At 41.2% G+C, this 24,107-nt stretch carries 22 protein-coding genes; 9 read left to right on the top strand and 13 right to left on the bottom strand.

Annotated elements, in window-relative coordinates; translation table 11 throughout:
• Positions 1–18: 18 nt before the first annotated feature.
• Positions 19–1,035 (top strand): UDP-glucose 4-epimerase GalE, encoded by a 1,017-nt coding sequence (galE, locus tag R7Q46_RS00105; protein ID WP_005376309.1) that lies wholly within the window; start codon positions 19–21, stop codon positions 1,033–1,035.
• Positions 1,036–1,370: 335 nt separating this feature from the next.
• On the opposite strand, the gene R7Q46_RS00110 is transcribed toward galE, so the two are convergent.
• Complete coding sequence (locus R7Q46_RS00110) at positions 1,371–3,509, bottom strand: TonB-dependent hemoglobin/transferrin/lactoferrin family receptor (protein ID WP_005376305.1); 2,139 nt, start codon at positions 3,507–3,509, stop codon at positions 1,371–1,373.
• Between the two features lie 231 nt (positions 3,510–3,740).
• Between R7Q46_RS00110 and R7Q46_RS00115 the strand changes: the two genes are divergently transcribed.
• Complete coding sequence (locus R7Q46_RS00115; protein WP_064376837.1) at positions 3,741–4,628, top strand: LysR family transcriptional regulator; 888 nt, start codon at positions 3,741–3,743, stop codon at positions 4,626–4,628.
• A 77-nt stretch (positions 4,629–4,705) separates the two neighbouring features.
• On the opposite strand, the gene R7Q46_RS00120 is transcribed toward R7Q46_RS00115, so the two are convergent.
• Positions 4,706–7,339, bottom strand: coding sequence for a bifunctional acetate--CoA ligase family protein/GNAT family N-acetyltransferase (locus R7Q46_RS00120; protein WP_053307692.1), 2,634 nt, complete (start codon positions 7,337–7,339; stop codon positions 4,706–4,708).
• A 236-nt stretch (positions 7,340–7,575) separates the two neighbouring features.
• On the opposite strand from R7Q46_RS00120, the gene R7Q46_RS00125 reads away from it, so the two are divergent.
• The 4 genes from R7Q46_RS00125 (at position 7,576) to yciH (ending at position 10,112) form a co-directional block, all read left to right on the top strand.
• On the top strand, positions 7,576–8,145 hold the full coding sequence (locus R7Q46_RS00125) for an SPOR domain-containing protein (RefSeq protein WP_005390018.1): 570 nt from the start codon (positions 7,576–7,578) through the stop codon (positions 8,143–8,145).
• A 149-nt stretch (positions 8,146–8,294) separates the two neighbouring features.
• Positions 8,295–9,284 (top strand): D-alanine--D-alanine ligase, encoded by a 990-nt coding sequence (locus R7Q46_RS00130; RefSeq protein ID WP_033907069.1) that lies wholly within the window; start codon positions 8,295–8,297, stop codon positions 9,282–9,284.
• Positions 9,285–9,412: 128 nt separating this feature from the next.
• The gene (locus tag R7Q46_RS00135) at positions 9,413–9,799 is read left to right on the top strand and encodes a DUF3319 domain-containing protein (protein ID WP_005376294.1); all 387 of its coding nucleotides are present in this window, start codon (positions 9,413–9,415) and stop codon (positions 9,797–9,799) included.
• A gap of 1 nt (position 9,800) precedes the next feature.
• Positions 9,801–10,112, top strand: a complete 312-nt coding sequence (yciH, locus tag R7Q46_RS00140) for a stress response translation initiation inhibitor YciH (RefSeq protein ID WP_005376292.1) — start codon at positions 9,801–9,803, stop codon at positions 10,110–10,112.
• 745 nt (positions 10,113–10,857) lie between these two features.
• Here the strand turns inward: yciH and R7Q46_RS00145 are convergent.
• Entirely contained in the window at positions 10,858–11,208 is a 351-nt protein-coding gene (locus tag R7Q46_RS00145) for a hypothetical protein (protein WP_064376838.1), read from the bottom strand.
• Positions 11,209–11,289: 81 nt separating this feature from the next.
• Between R7Q46_RS00145 and R7Q46_RS00150 the strand changes: the two genes are divergently transcribed.
• Together R7Q46_RS00150 and R7Q46_RS00155 are read left to right on the top strand one after the other, a co-directional pair.
• Positions 11,290–12,129 carry a LysR family transcriptional regulator gene (locus R7Q46_RS00150; protein WP_025998628.1) on the top strand — a complete coding sequence of 280 codons (840 nt, stop codon included), beginning with the start codon at positions 11,290–11,292 and terminating at the stop codon, positions 12,127–12,129.
• A 296-nt stretch (positions 12,130–12,425) separates the two neighbouring features.
• A complete protein-coding gene (locus R7Q46_RS00155) occupies positions 12,426–12,638 on the top strand; it encodes a hypothetical protein (protein WP_005376260.1) in 213 nt (70 codons plus the stop codon).
• Positions 12,639–12,729: 91 nt separating this feature from the next.
• Here R7Q46_RS00155 and R7Q46_RS00160 read toward each other — a convergent pair whose 3' ends face one another.
• The 10 genes from R7Q46_RS00160 to R7Q46_RS00205 form a co-directional block, all read right to left on the bottom strand.
• The gene (locus tag R7Q46_RS00160) at positions 12,730–13,119 is read right to left on the bottom strand and encodes a universal stress protein (protein ID WP_017634770.1); all 390 of its coding nucleotides are present in this window, start codon (positions 13,117–13,119) and stop codon (positions 12,730–12,732) included.
• Between the two features lie 875 nt (positions 13,120–13,994).
• Positions 13,995–14,156, bottom strand: coding sequence for a YoaH family protein (locus tag R7Q46_RS00165; protein ID WP_005376257.1), 162 nt, complete (start codon positions 14,154–14,156; stop codon positions 13,995–13,997).
• Positions 14,157–14,197: 41 nt separating this feature from the next.
• Complete coding sequence (locus R7Q46_RS00170) at positions 14,198–15,319, bottom strand: conjugal transfer protein TraF (RefSeq protein WP_005388052.1); 1,122 nt, start codon at positions 15,317–15,319, stop codon at positions 14,198–14,200.
• A gap of 60 nt (positions 15,320–15,379) precedes the next feature.
• The gene (locus R7Q46_RS00175; RefSeq protein WP_005388048.1) at positions 15,380–16,261 is read right to left on the bottom strand and encodes a DUF2861 family protein; all 882 of its coding nucleotides are present in this window, start codon (positions 16,259–16,261) and stop codon (positions 15,380–15,382) included.
• Positions 16,262–16,267: 6 nt separating this feature from the next.
• Positions 16,268–16,930, bottom strand: a complete 663-nt coding sequence (gene vxrB / locus R7Q46_RS00180) for a response regulator transcription factor VxrB (protein WP_005376251.1) — start codon at positions 16,928–16,930, stop codon at positions 16,268–16,270.
• On the bottom strand, positions 16,905–18,359 hold the full coding sequence (gene vxrA / locus R7Q46_RS00185) for a sensor histidine kinase VxrA (RefSeq protein WP_025767766.1): 1,455 nt from the start codon (positions 18,357–18,359) through the stop codon (positions 16,905–16,907). The genes vxrB and vxrA overlap by 26 nt, the downstream gene beginning before the upstream one ends.
• Before the next feature lie 155 nt (positions 18,360–18,514).
• Positions 18,515–19,891, bottom strand: coding sequence for a Re/Si-specific NAD(P)(+) transhydrogenase subunit beta (gene pntB, locus R7Q46_RS00190; protein WP_138940292.1), 1,377 nt, complete (start codon positions 19,889–19,891; stop codon positions 18,515–18,517).
• Positions 19,892–19,899: 8 nt separating this feature from the next.
• Positions 19,900–21,456 carry a Re/Si-specific NAD(P)(+) transhydrogenase subunit alpha gene (locus R7Q46_RS00195; protein WP_318077191.1) on the bottom strand — a complete coding sequence of 519 codons (1,557 nt, stop codon included), beginning with the start codon at positions 21,454–21,456 and terminating at the stop codon, positions 19,900–19,902.
• A gap of 434 nt (positions 21,457–21,890) precedes the next feature.
• Positions 21,891–22,172, bottom strand: coding sequence for an HlyU family transcriptional regulator (locus tag R7Q46_RS00200; protein ID WP_005376244.1), 282 nt, complete (start codon positions 22,170–22,172; stop codon positions 21,891–21,893).
• A gap of 41 nt (positions 22,173–22,213) precedes the next feature.
• Positions 22,214–22,582, bottom strand: coding sequence for a late competence development ComFB family protein (locus R7Q46_RS00205; RefSeq protein WP_005376241.1), 369 nt, complete (start codon positions 22,580–22,582; stop codon positions 22,214–22,216).
• Between the two features lie 253 nt (positions 22,583–22,835).
• Here R7Q46_RS00205 and R7Q46_RS00210 point away from each other — a divergent pair, with 253 nt between their 5' ends.
• On the top strand, positions 22,836–24,074 hold the full coding sequence (locus tag R7Q46_RS00210) for a sensor domain-containing diguanylate cyclase (RefSeq protein WP_025998618.1): 1,239 nt from the start codon (positions 22,836–22,838) through the stop codon (positions 24,072–24,074).
• Positions 24,075–24,107: the final 33 nt, after the last annotated feature.

Here is a 24,107-nt window from a genome sequence, read left to right on the forward strand (position 1 = left end):
GTCAGAAGGAATAATAAAATGAAAGTACTCGTTACGGGTGGTATGGGCTATATCGGTAGTCATACGTGTATTCAAATGATCGAAGCTGGCATGACGCCAGTGATTCTAGACAACCTGTACAACAGTAAATCTACGGTATTAGATCGAATTGAAAAGGTATGTGGTGTAAAGCCAACCTTCATTAAAGCCGATATCAGAGATAAATTGGCGATGGTAGAAGCACTAAAGTCGCACAATATTGAAGCTGTTATCCATTTTGCAGGTTTAAAGGCCGTCGGTGAGTCTGTAGCAAAACCTTTAGAGTATTACGACAACAACGTTAATGGCACTTTAGTATTGGTTGATGCAATGCGTGAAGCCGGAGTTAAATCGTTGGTATTTAGTTCATCAGCGACTGTATACGGTGATCCTGCTTCTGTACCCATCACAGAGGACTTTCCAACTAGCGCAACTAACCCATATGGGCGCAGCAAATTAATGGTAGAAGAGTGTTTAACCGACTTCCAAAACGCGAACCCTGACTGGAGCATTACACTTCTTCGTTACTTTAACCCGGTAGGTTCACATCCAACAGGCGAGCTAGGTGAAGATCCTCAAGGTATTCCCAACAACTTAATGCCGTTTGTTTCTCAAGTTGCGGTAGGGCGCAGAGAGTTCCTTTCTGTGTTTGGTAGTGATTATCCGACCAAAGATGGCACAGGCGTACGTGATTATATTCATGTAATGGACTTATCCGATGGTCACGTTGCTGCATTAGAAAAAGTAGGTAGCAAAGCTGGCCTTCATATCTATAACCTCGGTACTGGTAACGGCTACAGTGTACTGGACATGGTGAAAGCATTTGAAGCCGCAAGTGGTAAAGATGTCCCATACCAACTTGTTGAGCGTCGTCCAGGTGATATTGCAGAGTGTTGGGCGGATCCATCAAAAGCGATGAATGAGTTAGGTTGGAAAGCAACTCGCACTCTAGAAGAAATGACTGGCGATACATGGCGCTGGCAGTCTACTAACCCTCAAGGTTATCCAGATGCCTAATCTTTAATTTACATAATAGTAACAAAAAGGCGCATGATTGCGTCTTTTTTGATCCAAATCGGAAAAAATCGTAAATTACTGGTTAAAAGGTAGCAAGTATATATAGAGCTGTTAAACTATGCCCGACTCTTAATTTGGGTTATAAATTTTCTCATAGCTATTGGGGTAGTTCATGGAACTCGGTCTGATCATCACTTTCATCATTGCAGCAGCAGTAATGGTGAAAAAAGAGATGGCAAAACAGTAAACTTTCATTTTTCATACTTTTCTTTACATTTTTGAAATGAAAGCCATAAAAAAAGCCAGCATTACGCTGGCTTTTGTGTTTTTAAGGTTTAGAACTCGTATTTAACACTAATGTTATAATTACGCTCAGCTTGCGTTTTGTCTCGACTTAACTCAGTCTTACCGCGAACATCGTTCCAAAGATGGTATTCTTCATTCGTTAGATTCATAACACCAGCACGAATGGTTATATCTTTCATTGGTTTGTAGTACGCCGTTAAGTCAACGACTGTCGCAGACGGCAAAGCAACTTGGTCTTTGATTCCGCCTTTATCACCATCAGAGTTGATATCACTGTTCGATTTCTTAGCCGTGTAGTTTACTTTTAGGCTTGTCCCCCAAAGTGCATTTGGTGAATCGTAATTTACAGCAGCTACGGCATTCCATGGGTTTACACTGTTCAAAGGATTACCATCACCATCTTCACCTTCTGTGTATGCTGCAACAAAGCGAGTTGTCACGCCTGATGGAAGACCAGCAATGGCATGCCAATCAAGACGGTTAGAGAGCTCAACCCCTTTAATGTTTGCTTCACTAATATTGATATTTGTGAATTCAGTTAAACCACCATTGTTTGATGACGTTTGCTCAATAAAGTCACTGTAATCACTGTAGTAGAACGCTACTTCAGTTGCCGACGCTGCAGTGTTATGACGGTAACCAAGCTCATAAGACAAACTCTTTTCAGATCCCAAATTTGGGTTAGGGCGGTTGGTATAGCCATGAGCCGGATTATCGTAGGTGTAGTAAAGCTCGTCGAACGATGGCGCTCGGAACCCTTGGCTCACTTGCGCGAAGATCGTGCCTGGTTGCGATATAGAGTAAGTTGCTCCTAAACGACCAGTTAATGCAGAGTCGCTAAACTTCTCGAATGACTCTTCAGAAGTATTTGAAGGATTAGTAGAAAAGTAATCGTAACGCACACCTGGAGTCAGAATTAGCTTGTCATTAAGAAGTGAAATTTCATCTTGCAAGAATAAACCAAAGCTTTCTTCTTTTGCATCCGGTGTGTATACGTAAACAGTATCTGGCGTGCCAGGATCGGAATTAAACTCGCGATTGGTATTACTGATGTCACTATGTTTGTACGATATTCCGTAAACAATATAGTGATTTTGAATCTCTTTATCTAACTGAGTTTCGAATTCAAATTTGTCTTCAGTATATTCGTAATCTTTTTTCTGTTGGTTGTCACCACTAGGCGGTACGTAAGGTGGGTAACCTGGGCTGGCTTCGATAAAGCGATTAGACACGCCGTTTTCTTCTTTACCAATCCATGTAAGCTTGGACGTGATCGTATCCGAGATAGCTGCATCTGCAAACCAAATGTGCTTGAGCCCAATGCGATTTTGCTTGGTTGTGTCTTCAGCGTTGAAGTTTTTGTAACTTTTATGTGCGATCTCTGAGTCAGTCTCGTTGTAAATAACTTCTCCCAAGAACTCCAAGCGATGAGCGTCATTCAATTGAGATTGAAGTTTTACCAATAGATCGTTTTTGTAATAATCTTGGTTGTCCACAGAATAGTTATCGTAAGGCGCCTTAGAGAAATTTTGTAGCTCTGCACCATCACGGCGTGTAAAGGCTATAAGTGCTTCTGTATTACCGAAACGCTTTGCTAAAGCTACATGCTCACTAAAAGAGTTATCTTCCGATGAATAAGAGAGTTTAGCTTGACCACCAAAGTCTTTACCATCTTTGAGGAAATCCTTCGGATCTTTTGTTTCGAATGCGACAACACCGCCAATTGCATCACTACCATGTAGGCTAGAAGCTGCTCCTTTAACAATTTCGACACTCTTTAGCATATCGGGGTCGACAGTAACGGCACTAGAATTGATAAACGAATATGGTCCACCGCTGAATACACCTGGTTGAGATGCACCGTCTACTAAGATTTTAACTCGTTTACCTTCCATCCCGCGAATGTTAATACTTTGGACGCCTTGGCGTTGAGTGCCATTAACAGTAACACCTGGCGTATACTCGAATAGATCATTCAAGTCCTTTACCATGTTTTCTTCGATGTCTTTCTCTGATACAACAGCAACAGAAGCAGCAACAGTGTTTATGGTTTGGTTGGTACGGGTGGCCGACACAACGACTTCTTCAAACTTAGAAGCTTCTTCCGCATAAGCAGTATGGGAAAGGGCAACTAAAATGGAGGCTGACAAAATTGATTTTTTATACATTGGCTTCAATACCTTAGATCCATAATAGGTAACAACACGCGGATATTAATGGATCTAAATGGTAATTACTATCATTACCATTGTCATTTATTGATTTGTATTGAATCTTCTTCTTAGGCTATGAGCATTCCTAGTCTTTAGTTATCAATATGTTATATTATTTGTCGTTAGTTCTTGATAAGTTCATCCAAATACAACGAATGTGATGAATGTCACATTAAGAGAGGCCATGTGCAGAGTCCAATTACGTTAGAAGCACTCCATATTCTAGATGCTATTGATCGAAGAGGGAGTTTTGCTGCTGCTGCGAATGAGTTAGACAGAGCCCCGTCATCGCTGAGCTATCAAATCCAGAAACTCGAGCAAGACTTAGACATTATTATCTTCGATCGCTCTGGTCACAAAGCCCATTTTACTGAAGCAGGTAAGCTTATTCTTGAAAGAGGAAGAGCCATTTTACAAGCCAGTGAAAAGTTAGTGAACGATGCAACGTTATTGGCGAATGGCTGGGAACTGGATATTACCATTGCCTTCGATGGCATTATTCCTATATCCAACTTTTTCCCGATGGTTGATGCGCTGGCCGAGGTCAGCTCAACTCGAGTCAGGCTGCAAGAGGAGATTCTGGCTGGTAGCTGGGAGTCGTTGAATACGGGGAGAGCTGATTTACTGATTTGCCCATCACTGGATACGCTTCCTCAAGAAGTTAAGTCAGAAAAAATTGGTAAAATGAGTATGTATTGGGTAGCTTCCGCTGATCACTATGTTCACAAGCGTAGTGGTAAGTTTGATGAAGCAGCGCGAGAAAAGTATCGGATTATTGCTATTGCAGATACCGCACGTGAGCAACCCGCGCTCTCAATTAATGTCATTCAAAAACAGCCTCGCTTGACCGTCACCAACTTTACGGCAAAAGTAGAAGCGCTCACTGCAGGTTTAGGCATTGGTACATTACCAAGCCAAATTGCGCAACCTCTTATTGATAGTGGTGTATTGAAACGAATCGAAGGCACTGAAGAACAGCCGATGGATATTATTTTGGCATGGCGCCGGAACACTATGGGTGAAGCAAAATCCTGGTGTATTCAGTACCTAAAAAAGAATTGGAAACTAAAGTAACAACGTAACTTTTACTTCTTAAATTCCCATTGATTATCGAATGTAAGAAGTAAAAGTCATCGCTAATGCTGAGCTTTTCAATTTAAAGGGAGCACCATATCTGCCGTACCGTCTGCAAACTGGACATCGATCTCAAACCCCAAGTTCTGAGCCAACATCAACATTCCTCTATTTGTTGGCATGGTCATTCCAGACATTTGCTTTGTGCCTTTAACTTTGCAATAGCTGATTATTTTCTGCATCAGCACTTTGCCTAAACCTTTTCCTTTCAAATCTGAACGAACCAAAATAGCAAACTCAGCGTCACTATTGTCTGGTGTAATCAATGCGCGAGCTACCCCTATGATAGACGGTCCGTCAGTATTAAACGCTACCGCAACAAACGCCATTTCGCGGTCGTAGTCGATTTGAGTAAAGTTTGCCAAAGCCTCATGGTTGAACTCTCCAACTTCAGAAAAGAAACGTTTATAGAGATCTTCTTTCGATACGCTATTAATGAATTGAGCATGCAGCGGTTCATCCTCAGGCAAGATAGGGCGAAGCAGGATAGGTTGGCCATCTCGAAGCGTTACAGTTTCGACAAACTCTGCCGGGAAAGGGCGAATCGCTAGCCGTTTTTGGGCGTCTCCTTCGTACTTGCACAGTGTGACATCTGCATCAAGGATAGTTAAATCGCTTCCGGACACCAGTACTGGATGGATATCCAGTTTTTGTATTTCTGGTAACTCAACTGCCATTTGGGAGATACGAACCAAGAACTTCGACAACTCAGTAATATCGAGCGCATCTTTGTGTTTCTGCAGGCGAATCTTTCCAGACTTTAGGGCAACAACGACAAGGTAGCGCGCAAGCGTCATGTTCAAAGGAGGAAGTGCAGCGACGGCATCTTGGGCGATATTCCACTCAGAGCCGCCTTGACCAAGCAAGATCACTGGTCCAAAGACTTTATCTACTGCAATACTAATCCGTAGCTCTTCAGCGCTGCCGAGCTTTGCCATCCCTTGTACCAACAGCCCATGTACATTGGCGGAAGGGTAGCTGAGCTTTACGGTATCTAAAATGGATAGCGCTGCGTTGGAAACTTCTCGACTGTTTCTTAAATTTAGAGCGACACCGTGAACATCCGATTTATGAGGAATGTCTGGAGAACGCAATTTAACCGCAACAGGATATCCAATATTTTCTGCCATATGAACGGCTTCAATGTCGTCAGATGCAATCCACGTAGGCAAAACGTTAAACCCGAACAGCTTAAATAATGGGCTGGTTTGATGCGTATCCAAGGTGACTGTGTTTTTATCCAGTAGTCGTTCGTTTACCCATTCTTTTGCTGAACTCACACTTCCAGAATGTAATGGCTCTGCCGTCGTTGGCGTTTCCATTAGTTGTTTCTGGTTTCGTCTGTATTCGACCAAGTGCATGTATGCTACAACCGCACTTTCAGGTGTTCTATAGGTTGGAATGCCTGCTTGAGTAAAGGCCAGTCGCGCTTCTCTCGACGTTTGTTCTCCTGACCAGTTGGTCAAGATATTAAAATGCTTATGCCGAGGGTGAGATTTGATGGCATTAATAACGACTTGAGCAGTTTCAAGAGGATCAGAAACAGCAGAAGGACTATGCATAATCAATATCGCATCTGCACAGTCGTTATTCATCAGTGCGTTAATGGTATCAATATAGCGTTTTTGGGTTGCGTCACCAGACAGATCAATTGGATTTCGAGCACGCCAGTTGGATGGAAGTACTGCTTGTAATTGCTCAATGGAAGCGTCATCAAGTGTTGCGAGTTGGCCACCACGTTCAATCAAAGTATCAACGGACATAACAGCAGGGCCGCCGCCATTGGTGATGATCGCTAAACGCTCTCCACGAAGTGGCACAGAATGCGTGAGTGTTTCTACCGCGGCAAAAAGCTCATGCGTATTGCTGACTCGTAACATACCAGTTCTGCGAATAGCAGAATCGTAAATTACGTCAAGTGTATCTCCGTCTTGCTGCTCAAAAGTATTCATCTCTTTAGAGCGGCCCGCTTTTAGCACCAATATACGTCGGTTACGTGAAGCGGCGCGCGCAGCAGACATAAATCGGCGAGCGTCTTGGATATTATCAACATAAAGCAGAATAGCTTCAGTGTTTCCATCCATACTCAAATAGTCGAGCAAATCTGCAAAATCGATATCTTGTCCGCGCCCAATCGAAATGAACGAAGAAAAACCAATGTTCTTATCATTTGCCCAGTCTAAAACCGTGGTACAAACCGCCGCGGATTGTGAGATGAAAGCAATTTTTCCGGGTTTAGCTGCAACAGGGGAAAACGTGCAGTTAAAATTGTGCCAAGGAAGGATGATACCTAAGCTGTTTGGGCCTAAGACTCGAATGTTCAATGATGAGATATCTAAAGGATTAGGGTCATCAGAGATAACAATCGCAAACGGTGTGCCTCTCTCATCTAGCTCTTTAAGCAATTGCTCGTTACGTGAAACGTTCGTACACAAAATTGCAATATCTGGCGTATAGGGCAGGGAAGCTACATCAGGGTAAGCGATCACGCCAGATACGGCTTTATATCGCGGCGTTACTGGCATAATCGCGCCACCAAATCCACTTTGTAGAAGGTTGCGCATCACAACATGTCCTGCTCGCAATGCTTTTTGAGATGCCCCAATAACGGCCACAGAGTTGGGTTTAAAGAGTTTATGTAGTTTATTCATGCTGACTCCTGGCCGTTTGTAAGTCACGTTGGCTTCTCGGTTTCATATCAATCATAAACGAATAATTTACTGATAAAACATCTTCAGACCAGACATTGCAGAAAATGTGTACGATGCTTATGGAGTTTGTGTTATTCATCACATCAAAATCACAGATTATTGTATTTGATGCTTGATAAACGGCCCTGCTATCGGCATGATTTATCGTAATATTTATCCAGAGCATTTGTTACTTCATGAAAAAAATCGCAATCATCGGCTTGTCAGTTCTGCTTTCTGCTTGTGCATCTGAAACTTACATCACGGATGTGACCTCAGAAAGTTACCGAGAGGACTACAAATCAGATCGTATCTCTAAACCAATTATGGCGTCTGAAAACGCTGTAGTAGAAAAAGACGTACAACCAACTGTTGTGAAAATGACGGCAAAGCCTGAAGAAAAGAAAGTAGTCAAGCTAACGCCAAAAGAGCAGGCGAAGCCAGTTAAGATCGTACCACCAAGTAAAAAGCAAGCTGGCATTCAACGATTCGGCTATACCATTCAAGTCGCAGCTGTGGGTAGCCAAGCTAAAGTCGATCAGTTTGCAAATAAGCTGCCACAGAACGGTCAGCCAATTTGGGAAAACTACAAAGTTGTAAACGGTACTAAGTGGTTCTCAGTTTTATACGGAGACTACGCAACAAGCGCAGAAGCCAAGCAAGCGATTTCGACTTTGCCAGCTCAATTTCAGCAGTTAAGACCATTTGTTAAAAGCATTGATGCAATCAAAAACTCAGCTTACCCAACGCTTAACAAATTAAATTAACACATAAAATAAGGGAGCGAATAGCTCCCTTATTTATTTGCTCAAATCCTATTCGAACAACATTCCTCACATTAAAATTACTGTACGTCACACTTCAAAGGTTTATCATAATAAATAGTATCTTTTGTAGGTCACGGAAAGATGGATTCATGATTAAAAATATTCTTTTACTATGCGGCGGTGGCTCTTCTGAGCACGAGATTTCATTATTGTCTGCAAACTTTGTCGAACAACAACTAAATCTTATTGAAGACGTTCACGTTACACGCGTAGAAATAAAAAACGAAGGTTGGATGACCAACCAAGGTGAGTTGGTTTACTTGGATCTCAATACCAAGCAGTTGTGCTCAAGTGAATCTAATCAAACCATTGATTTCATCGTGCCTTGTATACATGGTTTTCCTGGCGAAACAGGCGACATTCAATCTCTGTTTGAAATCGCAGGTATTCCTTATCTTGGCTGCGGGCCAGAAGCGAGTAGCAATAGTTTCAATAAAATCACATCTAAGCTTTGGTACGACGCTATCGGCATACCCAATACGCCATACTTATTCTTAACGCGAAACGATGAAGAAGCTCACGTTCAAGCTCATAAAGCCTTTGAAAAGTGGGGAAAAGTTTTTGTTAAAGCCGCTCGCCAAGGTTCTTCCGTTGGCTGTTACAGTGTCACAGAAAAAGACAAGCTTTCTAATGCAGTAAATGATGCTTTTGGGTTTTCTGACCAAGTGTTGGTTGAGAAAGCAGTAAAACCTCGAGAACTTGAAGTTGCTGCATATGAGATGAATGGCCAACTACATATCACTAAGCCAGGCGAGGTCATCGCGCCTGATGGTGCTTTTTACTCGTACGATGAAAAGTACAGCAGTTCAAGTCACTCGCTCACAGAAGTTGAGGCGAAGAATCTAACTCAAATACAATTAGATTCCATCCAACACGCGTCAGAGACGGTATTTAAACAAATGAATCTTCGTCATTTATCTCGTATCGACTTTTTCCTAACGGAAGATGATGAGATTTACTTAAACGAAGTAAACACATTTCCAGGAATGACTCCGATCTCAATGTTCCCTAAAATGCTTCAAAACAACGGGCACAAATTTCATGAGTTCTTGGAAGATTGTATAAACAGTGCAAAGTGATTAACGTTATCGAGACGCGTTTTATGATACAAGTTGTTTTCTAGAGCAAGGATTATTCAAGCCGTATTTGAATATTGCTCAGTAGCAATTATGATTATATCAACGCATTAAACAGATGACTCAGTGGTATGGCGATTTCAAATTATAGAGGTTTTAACCTGCAGTCAGTCGGATCAGATGGCAGTGTTTGGAAGGTTAAAATCAAGAACCACGTTTTACAGGGCAGTTTGACGGCGGTAAAGAAAAGCATTGATTGGTGGTGTGACACCGCATCGATTATTGATCCCAAAGAGTTTGCTTCACTCGGACAAAGAGTGCAGCAAACTGGTGTTGCAAAATCAGAGGTCTTTAACGGCTATACTATTCAAAACGATACAGGCCAACCTAACTCTTGGTACTGTATGTTTAATGGTAAACTGATTAAGGGCAGTAAAGCCGCTATTCAACGCCATATCGAAGCTTATTTGGTTGCAAAGCAAAAAGCGATGCAAGCTCAACAACAAAAGAAACAATAGAATGACTCTGGTATATTCAACAGAAACCGGTCGAATTAAACCGGAAGAAGAAAAAGTATCTCGCCCTAAAGGCGATGGTGTTGTTCGGATTCAGCGCCAAACGAAAGGCCGTAAAGGTAAAGGCGTATGCATTGTTACAGGTTTAGACTTGGATGATGCACCTTTAAAGTTATTAGCGGCAGAACTCAAAAAAGTCTGTGGCTGTGGTGGCTCTGTAAAAGATGGCAATATCGAGATTCAAGGTGATGCTAGAGACAAGATCAAGGCACATCTTGAAAAGAAAGGCATGACAGTCAAATTAGCCGGTGGCTAATTTAATATTTCCAGTAAACAAAAATGGCGTCTAAAGAAATAGACGCCATTTTTTATAAGTTGCTAATTGAAGAGCAAGCAATCGTAGATTGATAGATTGATATTAGCTATTTTATGGTAAATAGATTATGGTTAAATTAGAAAAACAGCTTTCAGGGCATTATATGTACAAATATACGCTCATAGATTTTGCCAAGAAAGTAAGAGGGGTTATAAAGTTAACGTTCTAATTTATCTAGCCTTAGGGTAAGTACGTGTACAGAATACTAATCATTGTGAATTTAACATAACACATATAATGCGAACTTAAGAGTTAGAAGATTAGCATTGGTGAAGTCAGTTTAGTTACACCGTATTTGGCTTTTGCTTCCTTGCAAGCTTCATCAGCTGTCTTGTATGGGCCATGAACTTCGATTCCACCACAGCGACCACTTGAACTGTATCTTTGGTTACGTCCGACACCATGCACGTTGGTTTTGCATCTTGCTCATTCAATATGAGTCAACATGGATACGCGTTTGCTTAACCCTAACGTGTAAGTACTAGATTATCTTTATAGGAACAAGGAATCTAACAGATGTAAACTCTCTACTTTTCAATCTATACCTAGATCTTTCTTCATATGTTCACTCAACTCGTTAGTGGTTCTTACATTAATCTTATGTTTGCAATGATGGATTCTCAACTCTTCACCAAATAATTTTACTAGTGATTTGGTATACAAAGTACTAATATTATTTATTATTCTATACAATGTATCTTTCTGATAAACAGATCTTTTCGAATTTTGTATTGCAGTCTTCATATTTTAATATCCTTACACGTTTAACTTTATAATTTAAAAAATCAATTTCAACTTTTATTATTACTTTTTTCGATATGTAATGAGTCATTATCAATGATGCACAATCAACAATTAAATCACCCGAATCCAACTTAGTAATTTCACGAGACAAATTCTTTATTTTTAAATCTTTATTTTCTATATTTAATCCGATTGAGTTAATTTCTTCAGGATATCGGTTTAACTTAATATCCAATATGATTTTATTAAGATAGTAGTCTGCCTTTATTTCATGGCGGCTTTTAAATATCATTGTCCCCCTCCGATGAAGCAAGTTATACTTTCCCACCAGTTAAAAGACAACGTGACTCAGAGTTGCAAAAAGGTAACAATCATGGAATTGATGAACAATGAGTTGATCTGCTTTGCAGCCATTTGTAAACACCTCTCTCTTACAGAGGCATCAAAAGAACTTGGAAAGTCGAAAGCTCAAGTCAGCAGGCAGCTAGCAGCATTAGAAAAACAACTTGGTGTAACACTCGTCCACAGGACAACAAGGAAACTCGTTTTAACTGATCATGGCGAAAGCATTAGAGAGCTTGCTATCAAGACGTTAGAGAGTTTGCACGAGTTAAATTACAGAGCTAGCTCGTTGAGTGAATGCATTGATGGAAAGTTTAAAATCACAATGCCCAACTCTATAGCCTCTTCTATTTTTGGTTCTGTTCTTAAAGACTTACAAGAACGATATCCAAAAGTTGATTTTGAAATATCGTCAAGTAACAATGTAGAAAATTTATTAGAAAGCAATGTAGATTTAGCGATTAGGCTTAATAATGTTATTGATGACACTCTTATTGCACATAAAATTGGTGATTATAGTGATGTTTTGATATCTAGGGTAAGTAATGCCAACAACAAAACACTATTAATCTACAAACATCATTCGAATAAGGAATCAATTAAAAATCAATATACTGATGTTATCGAAGTTGATAACACCTCTATTTTAATAAACTTTGTTTCTGAGGGAGTTGGGGTTGGTGTCATTCCAAACTATCTTATTAAAAGTAACTATATAGACAAAAACATCCGAATATCGCAAACTTTTGATATAGAACGTTCCATGTATATTGCCTACCCTTATCAAAACCCTTTGCCAAGAAAGCTAGCTGAGATATCTACTTTTATTAGGTCTGAGTTATCACAAGTATTGAAGAGTGAGTCATTTTAGGGCGGTTGTTCAGATTTAGAATTTTGCGTTGTCTACTCAACTAGGCCTAACGCTAATCTTTGTAACATATTGTTTCGGCGGTATTTATTAACACCCCCATCTTTATGCTTGCTATCACAATGTGAGGTGCTCTGCCGTCTTGTTATCAAGGTTTTGCGTGGAATAAATCACGTGGGGTAAACGATAGATTGACTTACATTAAAATTTTCATCAAAAGCAACTTTATATAAAATTGATTTCATACCAATCTATGTGTATCTTCTACCCATATCCCCACAATAACCAAGGAGAATGCCATGGATAAGCTACTCGCGTCTGCATTAGAAATTAAGCAGCGAACTATGGTGACTGGCTTTTTTGCTAGAAATGGATTCAAAATCGCTATGACCGATTTTGATGATGTCACTTTTGAGCGAGAAGGCGTGCAAGTTAACGTACATTTTGATCTGCAGTCAAACGCGGAGTCTGCATCTGTTTTATCTCATGAGGCATCAATCATTCCTGGCTAAAAACTTTTATTCTCACCGATATACCAAGCCGAACGTTTATGTTCGGCTTTTTAGTGACAAAAAAATGATGAGTGCGAACAAGAGTTGTCGATCACTCATCTAAATAGACGATTAATAAATCAGCTTCAACCTCGTTCACAACCTTTGGTATCGATGAAAAAAAGCGACTCAATAAGTTGTGATGATGGCCACAGACAACTAAATCTATCCCCTCTTTTTTGACGATTCCCGATAGTTTTATATGAAGATCGCCGATTACTACCATAGTCTCGTTTACTGGGTATAAGCATTTATCAGCGAGCTCTTGCAGCCTTCTTTCCAATTCTTGCTCTTCCTTCGCTTCCATGACTATGCGATCAACATCTACGTAAACAAATGAGAGTTTGCTGCTTGAGTTATCTGCTTGCATTATTGCTTTTTCGATAACGGCTTGGCTAGATTGAGATAAGTCGACAGCAACCAAAACGTGCTTATAACCCATCATTCCTCCCTAGGTTAGTTTTTGTTCTCATATTAAGTCTAGTCCACATAGAGCGAACACAACATCAAAACTACTGCTACATGATAGTTAAAGGAGTTTAGTGTAAAACAGGCAAATAGTTTTCATTGCAACCTTGTTGCTTCCTCTCATCCAAAGATCAACGATGTTTTTCCAATTTCTTCTCTAATTATCGGACTATTTAACAGGAAGGATGCCAGAAAACATTACGTTGTAACACGCGTTACTACTCTTGATTTCTACTACTCTTGAGGTTTCATATTACCCACTTCAACGTCGCCTAGTTTAGTAAAACTACTTTAGATTAAGCATGCTCAATATGTAACGCTCCGCTCAAATCCAGGAGACGTATTTCGGCTAAAAAAAGCAGCTCAATAAGATGAATTTCGCTTCATCTATTACATATGTCTGCGAGTGCTTACTGTTCTTATATCGCTTATTTAATAACTCTAGTTGAATTATCGTTATAAGTTACGGTGTCTCTTTTTTCTTTTTTTAGCATAATCTTCTGCCTGAGAACGAGGCTCTCTTGGGCTTTGTAATTAAATTACAAAATCAATCGCGACCAATATGGTTGGCAGATTAAAATACCTAGGTAAACAATTGATATAATTGAGTTTAATTTATAAGTTCTTTAAAAAACGCCTAATTACCTGCACTATGCAAACCAAGGTTAACATAATGAGGTGAAATTTTACCAACTCACAATTTAGTCTTAAAGGTAATTGAACAAGATTAAAATCATATAGGTATAGTAAATTGTAGTTACAGCGTAACCAGGGTGGTATTTGGGAATGTAGAGGAATAGAAAATAGAAAGGCAAAAAAAACAGGGCGTATGCCCTGTCCATGAATTGATTAGTTTTGTTGCTGTTGTTTTTCTGCGTACTCAGATCGAATCCGTTCGGCAACAATTTTGATAGCTTCTGCAGTACTTGTGCCCTTCGCCATCAATTCTTGAATTCTCTCTACAGCTTGCTGTTGCTCTTGGTGAGATAGAGGGGGTAAATCGTCAAACATAAAAAGCTCCTCATTTTGAGGAGCTGACTATAACGATTCAACTAATAGGTAGCAAGGAAATTAATGGATGCACCCATAGCGTTCTCGTTTGTGTACTGAGCTGCGATATCCAATTCGAACAACTTAAGTGGGGACAACCCGATACCAGCAGTAATGGTTCCTTCGTCATTACTTCGAGCTAAGTTCTTCATATACCCTGCTCGTAATGCCATTTGACGCAAAATATCAAATTCAATACCAGCTCGAATCATTTGCGTATTATCATCAAAGGATGAAAAACGTTTTTCTTCGTTAAGATCGTAGTCAACACTCATCGTAAAGTAATCGGCAACAATCCCTGCCCCAACGGTGTATACAGGACGCATGCTATATTCGTATGATTTTATCGTATCGCTGCCATATTGGAATGATTTTGTTTTAACGTCTCTTCCGATCAAATTTTTCGCTGAAATACCGAGACGATATGGGCCAAAGAACCAAAGTGCGCCTGCGTCTAAGTTAAACATCGTTTCCGCGGTCTCATTTTCACGTAAGTCTTTAGTATCAAAATTCTGAAAACTCGTGGCGTATGAGTATGTGTATATACGTTGAAGTTTAGGAGTAACACCAAAAGAAAGGTGTTGATTCATGAAATTAGTGTATTTAGCAAGTGAAATACCTGCTTCAGCCACGCCAATAGAAACACCTTGTACATAGCTATCATCTAATGGATTAGTACCTGAGGTATCAACATTTGGTTGTACGAATGATTCAGTGTATAGCTTACCGTATGCAGTTGCAGATAAGAATTTGTTGGGAATACCAATGGCAACGACACCACCAAGATCAAAGTCTGTCTTTTTCCCATCGATAGCATCCATCGATTTTTTGATTTCATCGACGTCTGTCAACTTGCTGATGCGTTCGATCTCATCAACTAGATCATATTGATCATCGTAGCTGCCACCAAAACTTGGCACGATCATGCCTGCATCGTCATTTCGGCGATAAATCGCAGTAAGAGCGGGGTTGAAAAAAGGCGCAGTTAGATAAGTTGCTGATACGGTACCAACGCCACCCATCGCATCACTACGAGCCTCTATCGCATAAGTAGCAGCAGAGGCAGCATTAGCGAAAAGAATAGTAGCAACAGAAGTGGCAAGAATTTTATATTTGTTTTTCATACTACACTTGTGATTTTAGTTCGTCCTGAACCTTTATCGGCACAAGTAGTATTTCTTTAACTATTCTTCCTGGGAAAGATCATAGGTTCGGCTAATAGTTTGAGCCTGCTCAACAATTATATCGCCCTGCCAACGGCGACTATTGATACTTACCGCCAATACGTATCTATCGTTTGGGACACCCGCTAGCTCCAATGAATTTGGATAGTTAGACTCATAAGTCTTTTTCCACATTTGCTCGTACTGGCCATCAATGTAGTCATACAAACCAACTTCAAGTTGCGGTAATGGACAATGGGGATTACGAAGTGCGCTCTTTTCTACTTTCCAATTCTCTTTAGATGTCCAACGAACATATTGAGAAGAGTTTGAATCTCCAAGTATTACCCAAGTTCGATACTCTTGTTTATCAGTAGAAACAACGGTTAAGTGATATAAACCAGCTTCAAGCTTGCCTGTTAAGTTATAGCGTTTCGAGTAACTACGCTCGTTGGCAAGTTCTGTCCCGTTCGGCTGTTGTTCATAGCTGAATGAACTGTCCGCGGATATAGAATCATCCACCCATCGATTAAATGAAATATTTTCGATGTCAGTTGTAGCTCTTAGCTTGATCACCAATCTAAATGTATCTCGCCCAGGGCTTTGAATAGTCTGACGAATAACGTTCACACCACTTATCCAATCAGGCAGCGTTACACCAGTGAGAGCCTTGCCACAGTTTTTGGATAGTGACTGACCAAGAAGATCATTAAGGTGAGGAGTCAAATCTTTACTTGGTTCCGTTTGCCAGAGTTCAACAAGAGAGTTGAACATACCCGCAAGATCATCTTCAAGTAAGTGTTGATGTGCCTGTGTTAAAGGCGTGTTAGTTTGAAACCAGTCCATCGCATGGACTGGTTTCACTAACGCTAATGAGACAACTACAGGGAGTAGTATTTTCATTACGACTTATGCTTTCATCTTGTAGCCAACACCACGAAGTGTTTCAATTTCCAGTCCTGGCAGTTTTTGACGAAGCTGTAGTACATGTGTATCAACCGTACGTGTTGTCGGGAAGTGATTGTAACCCCAAACGTGGTCAAGTAGCTCATCACGAGTAAACACGCGACCTAAGTTTGACGCCAAAAATAGCAGCAAATCAAACTCTGTTCGAGTAAGCGTAATTAGCTCGTCTTTATAAGTCACTTCACGAGTCGAGCGGTCAATCTCTAAGTCTTTTGTAATCACTTTATCAGCGTTGCTTTGTTCTGCTGAATCCGGTGCTCGTAGCTGTGCACGGATTCTCGCAAAAAGCTCCGCCTCAGCAAAAGGCTTTGTTAAGTAGTCGTTCGCGCCGGAATCAAGGCCTGCAACTTTATCTTTTACGGTAACAAGTGCCGTTAACAAGATAACTGGTACGTCTTTAATCTGTTTCCATTCTGGGAGACATTGTACAGAGTCACCATCTGGGAGTTGGCGATCGAGAATTACCAAGTCAGCTTTTTTCCATTGTGGCTCTACGTCTGCAATACGCTCCACATGTAAACACTCATATCCTGCTTGTTCCAGGCTTACTAACAGGCCGTCAGCCAAGTTTTTATCGTCCTCAACGAGAAGCAGTGTCTGTTTCACAAGGTATCTCCAATATAAAAGTTGTAGGTGGTCCCATTAAGGACATTTTTCCGCCCATGCGGCCTACCATAGATTCAACGATTGTTAATCCAAGTCCTAACCCGCTCTTACTTACGAACGGTTTCTTCAAATTTGCCCAATCTTTAGCCGTTAGGCCTCCTGCATCTCGGACTTGGAATACTATTTTTTCTTCACTAGTTGAGACATCCAATTCAACCGGTGCGACACCGTACTTAAGCGCATTACGAAGCAAGTTATCGATACAAGTTCCTAACCAGTACACATTAACTTTAGCAGCCACATCTTCATTGATGTTAAAAAGCACGGCACTATCAAATTCTTCTTCGATCTTAAATTCTAACCAATCTGCAACGGATGGTACCCAGTCTGTTGCAAGCATTTGGTTATCAGATTGCAAATAATCTTTACTCGCTTCTGCCAATTGACGCAGGCGGCGCGTATCTTCACACAATCTGCGGAATTCGTCATACACACTTTCAGGCAAATGCTCGAACTCTCGACGAAAGCCCTCAACCGTTAGTGACAGAGATGCAATCGGTGTTCTGAGCTCATGCGTTAAAATTTGCAACACGAGCATTCTACTACGTAGTTCTTCTCGCTTGCTATTCCAACGGTACACCGCCCAACCAATCACCAAAAGAATATTGGCGATTACCAGTATGATCATACTGATCCGCAAAACTTGCGAGTGATCTTCTACATCCCAACAAATATTACCTCGTTTAACAAAGCAACTTTTGCTTTGAGACGCTAGAGCGTATGACAGACCCGCATTCGCTACGTTCTCTTGCCAGATATCTTTCTCGAAAACAAAGTAACGGTCACCACGTCTTAACCAAAGTTCGTTACCTTCAATAAACATGCTCGCGCCTGCAATCAAAGCATTAATGGCGTCGTCATCCATGTTTTTCAAGCTTTCTAGCAACTCATCCCCTTCCTCGTTATCACGCTCTTTTATATGCATGTACTGAGATAGTTTGGGTTTGAGTTCTGGATACTTATCCACATAACGTGCCGCATACGTCCCACCACCAGGGTGAATGAGACCACTACGCGAGAACCAACGAGGTGTCAGCTGCGTCCCTTTACAAATCGCCCTTGTAAATACTAAAGGCTCAGTAATTAAAGGACTTAATGGTAATTTGCCACGACAAGTATTCGCCAAGCTGTAAAGCTGTTGGATATCTTTTAACGGATAGTCAGACGTTTGCGGCAGAAGCGAATCTGGCGCAAGTAACTTGGTAGGATAATTTGATTGCAGAATACGAATATCGTACGACTTAAGAGCTACTTCATAGTTAAATAGCTCTGTAAACGTATCTATTCTTTCTGGTAGTGAATCGGAAAATGCAGGTGCCGAAAAAAGCGGCAATACAGTTGCAAAACCGAGCAAAAACTTTTTAATCAAACTGTTACCGTCACTTGTTACATTAGCCAAAACTATACATCAATCTACAAGCAATTGACATCTGCTAACAGAAGGATTTGCATTACTATAACATTGAAACGGAACAAAAAAGGGCCAGCGATTGCTGACCCTGTATAGTTTTAAATCAAGAATGGTTAAAGTGCTTTAAAAATAGACTCAACACTTTCTTTCGCATCACCAAATAGCATTGATGTATTTTCTTTGAAGAACAGTGGGTTCTGTACTCCTGCGTAACCAGTATTCATTGAGCGCTTGAATACCACTACGTTTTTCGCGTTCCATACCTCCAATACGGGCATACCAGCGATTGGGCTGTTCGGATCTTCCAGTGCGGCTGGGTTGACCGTATCGTTAGCACCGATAACCAATACGGTATCGGTTTCTGCAAAGTCATCATTGATTTCATCCATTTCAAGAACGATATCATACGGTACTTTTGCTTCAGCGAGTAACACATTCATATGCCCCGGTAGACGACCCGCTACTGGGTGAATCCCAAAGCGAACTTCAATACCTTGTGAACGAAGTACATCAGTAATTTCATGAACAGGGTATTGTGCCTGAGCTACTGCCATGCCATATCCTGGAGTGATGATTACTGATTTTGAGTTCTTCAACATCTCTGCAACTTCTTCAGCCGTTGTTTCACGATATTCGCCCTGCTCTTCGTCACCTGAAATCACTATCTCTTGACCAAAACCACCGGCAATAACACTGATAAACGAACGGTTCATTGCTTTACACATGATGTAAGAAAGAATCGCACCTGATGAACCTACCAAAGCACCTGTTACAATCAATAGATCATTTGCTAGCATGAAACCTGCTGCCGCTGCTGCCCAACCTGAGTATGAGTTCAACATAGAGACAACAACTGGCATATCTGCACCACCGATTGAAGCGACTAAATGGTAGCCGAATGCGAACGCGATCAAAGTCATCAAAATAAGAGCGAACATGCTGCCATCTGCTTTTACGAAGTAGATCATAAGAAGCGTAGAAATAACAACCGCTGCGAGGTTCATTTTGTGCTTATGAGGCAGGTTAAGTGGCGACGAAGAAATCACACCACGCAGCTTACCAAATGCGACAATTGAACCGGTGAAAGTTACGGCACCGATGAACACACCCAAGAATACTTCTACAAGGTGGATAACATGCTCAGCATGTGTTGCTGCTTCTGGCGCATCTAGGTAACTGTTGTAGCCAACTAAAACCGCAGCTAAACCTACAAAGCTGTGTAGAATCGCAACCAGTTCTGGCATCTCGGTCATTTCTACTTTCTTCGCATAGAAAATACCGATCGCACCACCTATCGCCATCGCGATAATGATCCAACCAAAACCTTGCGCATCTGGGCTAAAGATCGTCGCTATTAGCGCGATCGTCATACCAGCGATACCGTAGTAGTTACCATTACGAGCAGACTCTTGCTTTGAAAGCCCCGCCAAACTCATGATGAAAAATAATGCAGCAACAATGTAAGCTGCTTGTACTAATCCTGCAGACATTGTGACTCCTATTTATCTTTGCGGAACATTTCAAGCATACGCTTGGTGACGGTGAAACCACCGAAGATATTGATACTCGCGATCAATACGGCAATAAAAGATAGGAATGAAACGACGCCATTACCTTGTCCAATTTGCAGTAATGCACCAACGACAATAATGCCAGAGATAGCATTCGTTACTGACATTAGTGGAGTATGAAGTGCATGGGTAACATTCCATACTACGTAGTATCCGACAACACACGCTAGAACAAATACAGTAAAGTGAGAAAGAAACGCTGCCGGAGCAACCGATGCTACCCATGCAAAGGCTCCAACAGCCGCTGCCACACCAATAATTTTCTTCGTTGGAGACGTAGGTTCTTCTACTTTAGGCTCTGGCTTCACAGGCTGTTCTTGTTTCACTTGCGGCTGAGCTGAAACCTGAATTGGTGGCGCTGGCCAAGTAACTTCACCTTCTTTCACCACGGTAACGCCACGGATAACAACATCTTCAAAATCAATATTGATGTTGCCATCTTTCTCTTTACACAGCAGTTTTAGAAGGTTAACAAGGTTTGTCGCGTAAAGCTGAGAAGATTGTGTTGGCAAACGACCAACCATGTCAGTGTAACCAACAATTTTTACGCCGTTATCCGTCATGATAACTTGGTCTTTCACTGTATATTCACAGTTACCGCCATTAGCAGCTGCCAAGTCGACAATTACACTGCCCGCTTTCATGCTGTCGACCATTTCTTTGGTGATCAACTTCGGCGCAGGTTTACCAGGGATGAGCGCGGTCGTAATAATGATATCAACATCTTTAGCTTGCTCTGCGTATAACTCTGCCGCTTTTTTGTTGAAGTCATCAGACATTTCTTTTGCGTAGCCATCCCCAGAGCCTGACTCTTCTTGAAAGTCAACGGTCAGGAACTCAGCGCCCATCGATTCAACTTGCTCTTTTACTTCTGGGCGGACGTCAAACGCACGGACAATGGCACCTAAGCTACCTGCAGCACCGATAGCCGCCAAGCCAGCGACGCCAGCACCCGCAACCAATACTTTCGCTGGAGGTACTTTACCGGCAGCCGTAATTTGACCTGTAAAGAAACGACCAAACTCATGAGCTGCCTCAACCACTGCGCGATAACCAGCGATATTAGCCATCGAAGATAGCGCATCTAAGGCTTGTGCACGTGAGATACGAGGAACGGAATCCATGGCAAGAACGTTAATGTTCTTACTTGAAAGTTGTTCCATCAACTCAGCATTTTGAGCCGGCCAAATAAAGCTAACCAGTGTTGCTCCATCTTGCAGTAACGCAATTTCGTCAATGCCTTGCTCATCATCCACAATTGGCGCATTAACTTTTAAAATAAGGCCAGATGCCCAAACTTCTTCACTAGAAACGATTTTCGCACCAGCTGCTTCATAAGCGGCATCATCGAAACTCGCTAGCACCCCCGCTTGGGATTCAATCGCGACATCGAATCCCAATTTTGTTAACTGCTCAACCGACTTCGGCGATGCAGCCACTCGCGATTCACCCGCGAGTATCTCTTTAGGTACACCGATTTGCAAAACGCATACTCCTTGTATACATATCAATAAATTAGTCCCAAAACAGAGCGTCGCTCTACTCTAATTCTTTTTTATTTCTATCTGTTTACCACGCAAGACAATTGCAAACGAAAGATGATGTTTGGGGACACCCATTTGCACAATAACACCTTGACTAACAGCCCTGTTATTATTCTGTTTGTATCGAACGCGTCTCATTACTTCAAGTGTTTTGTAATTTAAATACTAAATTTCATTACATATAACGCTAAGTAATGAATTATTGTCGCTCTGTGCACGAAAAATAACAACGCAACACCGTACTAGACTGAGGTCTAACCAGGTAACGATTAAATACTGACTTAACAGAGATTTAAGCGTTAAAAAGAAAGAGCCACTAGCATATACACTAATGGCTCTTTTTAAGATGACTGGAATCAAATTGCAGTAAATTGCTAGTCGAAGATTTTATCGCCCATTTGATCAATAAACATTTGAGATTTCTTCAACATAAGGTCATTGGCATCTTGCTCTGAGCCAAGCAAATCGGAGCGAATAAACCGATGTGTTTTCACTTCATCATTGTCATGCTTTTCTATTCGACCAGCGATGCGATATTGTCCGCCCTCTGAAAGGCTCTCTGGGTAAATAAGGAAACCTTTATACTCAACTGGTTCGATATTTTTGGCTTCAACCGTTTTCTCACTACCACCAAACAAACGCGAAAAAAATCCCACGATTCCTCCTTGGGTCAGCTCACTAGTCAACTGAGTGACTCTTACTTAATATTAACGTTAAGGATCGGTTTTTCATACCAATCCAACTCTTTGTCATCATCATAACTAGTATGGGAAAAAATTACAGGCACATCATACTCTCGGTTCTTACGCCTGTCTTCTTTCACCATTTCTGCGGCGTTTTTCACCGCTATATCCGCGCTTTGCTTAAACTGGCTTAATTTTTGTTCAGGAAGTGAAGACAAAAAATCAATATCATGACGGATATAGACAGGCTTGAGCTGGATAAGCGCAAGGCAAGCAATATCGGCTAACTGTTCGTTGTCATACTGTTCTAAAAATTCAGGCAAACTGAGAACCTGGCCTACTAATGTTTCCATGTAGTTGTGCACATCTGAGCTTATCTGCATCTGTAAATCTCCTTTTTCCTATGAAATGAGTATAGCAACGACTTGTTTATAACAACTTATTGATTGCTCTTAATTTAATCAATCTCTCTCTTTTTGCGGTAATGTCTTCCAAAATACTTGGGAAAAGGAACAAATAGACGTATTCTTGCTAGTTCTCAAAGTTCGAAATTCAATAACGGATAAATATCCATATTGATAAAACGATTTACCTAACCAATTATATAGTCAACTATTTTCAGGCAGTTTGTAATAGATGTCCTCATCGTCAATGACTTCATCAGGCTTCAGATTCTTATTCCCTTTTTTGCTACTGGGCATAGTGAGTTCGGGCATGGACAGCATTATTCAGATGACTCAGGCAAACTGGGGCATTGCCGCAAACTTGCCGTACATACTATTAGGTTGTGCGCTACTCCTTTGTTATTCATTTAAGCAAGGCAGAGAGTCCATGGTGTGCTTGGCAATGTTACTAGCCTATTTCGTGATACAGCACCGCCTACAAGTCCCGCTTCAAAGTGGTACCGCTTTACTTGAGCTAACCATTTTAGCCACGTTACTTCCTGTCTCGTTTCTTACGGTATTTTTGTTTAGTAAAGAAGGTTTTGACTCTAGAGCCATGTTGACTTACATCTTGATGTTAGCAATGTTCGTTCTTTGGTCTTATCTAACGCTAGCATATTACGTTGAAGGAGGGTTTGAACAATGGACAAGCGGTATTTTATTTATTGTACCTACGGTCTCTAAACTGCCTTTAATTCTTGTTTTATATTGCGTGGGTATTGTCTGTTTTCTTGGAATCCTTGTTTTAAAGAAGAATGAAATTATCCATGCGATGACCTACTCTGCCATGGTATTGGCGTCTGCGACGTTCATTTTCTTTGATGTGCAGTACATATCAAGCACCATGTTTACGCTAACAGGGCTGCTTATCATTATTTATGCCGCTTCCGCTAGCCATCAACTGGCTTTCACCGATAGCCTAACGCTGATTCCGAGCAGACGTGCACTTGATCTCGATCTAAAACACATGGGTAAGAAGTTCACGATCGCAATGCTTGATGTTGACCATTTTAAAAAGTTTAACGACACCTACGGTCACGATACTGGTGATGACGTTCTAAAAATGGTCGCTTCGCGCCTCACTAAAACCCCAGGCGGCGCAAAAGTTTATCGATTTGGCGGAGAAGAATTTACCATCGTTTTTAAAGGCAAATACGCTGACGAATGTAAGAACTTTTTGGAAGAAGCTCGCAAATCGATTGCAGAATACGAGATGATATTACGCGATGAAGAATCTCGCCCTGAGAACCATAAACAAGGACAAAAACGTCGTGGTAGCAACAGTTCGAAAAGAAAGTCGGTTTTTGTTACCGCAAGTTTCGGAGTTGCTGATAGCCGGAATGGGCAAGCCCCTCTGGACGTTATTAAATCAGCGGACGAAGCACTTTACAAAGCGAAAAAGGCCGGACGTAACTGCATAAAGCTTCGTTAGGCCCTAACCAATCGTGAAAGTTAACAAGCTTGT

The organism is Vibrio sp. 811, assembly GCF_033339195.1.